The 2067-nt window shown below is 74.3% G+C and carries 3 protein-coding genes and 1 pseudogene; 2 read left to right on the forward strand and 2 right to left on the reverse strand.

Features of this window, described 5'->3' with window-relative positions:
* Window positions 1-266, forward strand: a pseudogene (locus ABZ281_RS47295) (gamma-glutamyl-gamma-aminobutyrate hydrolase family protein); the annotation flags it as partial.
* Between the two features lie 14 nt (window positions 267-280).
* On the opposite strand, the gene ABZ281_RS47300 reads toward ABZ281_RS47295, so the two are convergent.
* Window positions 281-853: a MarR family transcriptional regulator gene (locus ABZ281_RS47300; RefSeq protein ID WP_356664794.1), complete on the reverse strand. Its 573-nt coding sequence runs from the start codon at window positions 851-853 to the stop codon at window positions 281-283.
* A 105-nt stretch (window positions 854-958) separates the two neighbouring features.
* Between ABZ281_RS47300 and ABZ281_RS47305 the strand changes: the two genes are divergently transcribed.
* Window positions 959-1900, forward strand: a complete 942-nt coding sequence (locus tag ABZ281_RS47305; RefSeq protein ID WP_356664796.1) for a TIGR03619 family F420-dependent LLM class oxidoreductase — start codon at window positions 959-961, stop codon at window positions 1898-1900.
* A 15-nt stretch (window positions 1901-1915) separates the two neighbouring features.
* Here ABZ281_RS47305 and ABZ281_RS47310 read toward each other — a convergent pair whose 3' ends face one another.
* Window positions 1916-2062, reverse strand: coding sequence for a LuxR C-terminal-related transcriptional regulator (locus ABZ281_RS47310; protein WP_356664798.1), 147 nt, complete (start codon window positions 2060-2062; stop codon window positions 1916-1918).
* Between the last annotated feature and the right edge of the window lie 5 nt (window positions 2063-2067).

Below are 2067 nucleotides of genomic sequence, written 5' to 3' on the forward strand. Positions count from 1 at the left end.
CCACTCGGCACCCGGGCCCGCTCGTCGCCGGGGCCGCGGGCGCCTACAAGGCCGCCGCGTCCTGAAACCACCACCACTGCGTCCACCGCCCGGCCACGCGCCTGCGCGAAAGGGCCGGGGCGCCCGACGGCGCCGTCGAGGCCCTCGAACTCCCGGGCTCCGGCGGCTGGTTCACGGCCGTGCAGTGGCACCCGGAGGACACCGCCCAGGAGGACCCCGCCCAGCAGGGCCTGTTCGACGCGCTCGTGCGGGCCGCGACCCGGTGAGGCCGCGGCCGGGCTCAGGCCCGGGGCCGCCGCCCGCTGCGCCGCGGGGCGGGCTCGGCGCCGCCCAGCAGGGACTGCCGCCGCTCCTCACCGTGCTCCTCCACCTGGAGCACCACACTGCGCAGCCCCTCGGCGAGGCGGCGGCACTCGGCGTCGCTGAGCCCGGCGGTGACGAAGGCCTCCTCCTCGTTGAACGCCGGGAACACCCGCGCCATGAACACCTCGCCCTCCGGGGTGAGGCTGAGCAGCACCAGGCGCCCGTCGCTCGGATGCCCGTCCCGCCGCAGCAGGCCACGGGACTCCAGCGTGCGCACCACCCCCGTCAGCGTGCCCTTGGAGATCCCCGCCTCCTCCGCCACGTGCCGGGTCTCCGACTCGCCCCACACCCAGACCACCCACAGCACCACGAAGGCCGTCCAGGTCAGGTCGGAACCGCGCAGCACCGAGTTCTCCAGATGCTGGCGCACCGCGGACGCGGCCCGGTAGATGTTCGCCACCGCCGCCATCTGCTCCCGGCGGATCGCGATGCCGCCGAGCTTCGCCGCGGCGAGCTTCTCGGCTTCGGTGATGGATCGGTGCCCCGGCACGGGCGGCTCCTTCGTCTGGTCACGACGTCTCACACCCGGGCGGCTCGTCCCGGGCCGTCCGGTCGTTCGGACTCAAATTGTACGAAGTCGAAAGGGAAACACGTCATGTCCAGCCCTCCCCGCATGCTCCTCGTCCTCAGTGAGAACTGGACCCTCACCGGCGGCCGGGCCGATCTGTCCGCCGCCGTCCGCTGGGCCCGCGAGGCGGAGGACGCCGGCTTCGACGCCGTCATGGTCAGCGAGCACATCGTCCTCGGCCCAGACGCGGCAGCCGCCGGCGTCATGGGAAACCCCCGCGACTACGCCCTCCCCGGCAACCAGGACCCGCACACCCCCTGGCCGAACTCCCTGCTGCTGCTCGCCGCCATCGCCTCCGTCACCTCCCGGCTGCGTCTGGCCGCCGCGGCCGTCCTCGCCCCGCTGCGCCACCCGCTGCTGCTCGCCCGCGAACTCGGCACCCTCGACCTGATCAGCGAGGGCCGGCTCGTCGTGCAGCCGACGGTGAGCTGGAGCAGGGACGAGTACGACGCCCTCGGCGTGCCGTTCACCCGGCGCGGGCGGCTCCTCGACGAGCACCTGGAGGTGTGGGCGAAGGCCTGGGGCCCGTCCCCGCTCTCCCACGACGGGCCGCACTACCCCTTCCAGGACGTCTGGTTCGAGCCCAAGGCGCACCGCCCCGGCGGCCCCCGGCTCTGGTTCGGCGGCCAGCGCCTGCACGGCCCCGTCCTGCGCCGCCTCGTCGAGTACGGCCACGGTTTCCACCCGCTGGGCCGGCCCACGCCCGAGGACCTCCAGCAGCTCGAGGAGGCGATGTCCGCGGCGGGGCGGGACGTCGCGGACCTGGAGATGATCGGCGGCACTCAGGCCGTCTTCCCCGACGACCGCTCACCGGCGGACCTCGGCGCGGCGCTCTCCGCGATCCCGGAGCAGTGGGAGCAGGGCTTCACGACGTTCTGCGTCAAGCCGAACCAGTTCATCGACGACCCCGACGGCGTGGGCGAGTTCTGCCGCGAGGTCATGCGGCGCGTCGAGGCGCTGACGTCCTGACCGCCCCGGCCCGGATCACCGCTCGACGAACCGGGCGAGGTGATCCGGGTCCGGCCGCAGCACGCCGTCCCGCACCGCGAGCGCGGTGGCCTCCGCCCGCGAGGCGCAGCCGGTCTTGCGCAGCAGATGCTCGACATGGCTGTGCACGGTCCGCGGGGACAGGAACA

Origin of the sequence: Streptomyces sp. NPDC006265 (assembly GCF_040613555.1) — a bacterium.
Classification (GTDB): Bacteria; Actinomycetota; Actinomycetes; order Streptomycetales; family Streptomycetaceae; genus Streptomyces.

Coding starts and splice junctions, on each gene's coding strand:
- ABZ281_RS47305 (WP_356664796.1), top strand. CDS start 959: ATGTCCAGCCCTCCCCGCATGCTCCTCGTCCTCAGTGAGAACTGGACC.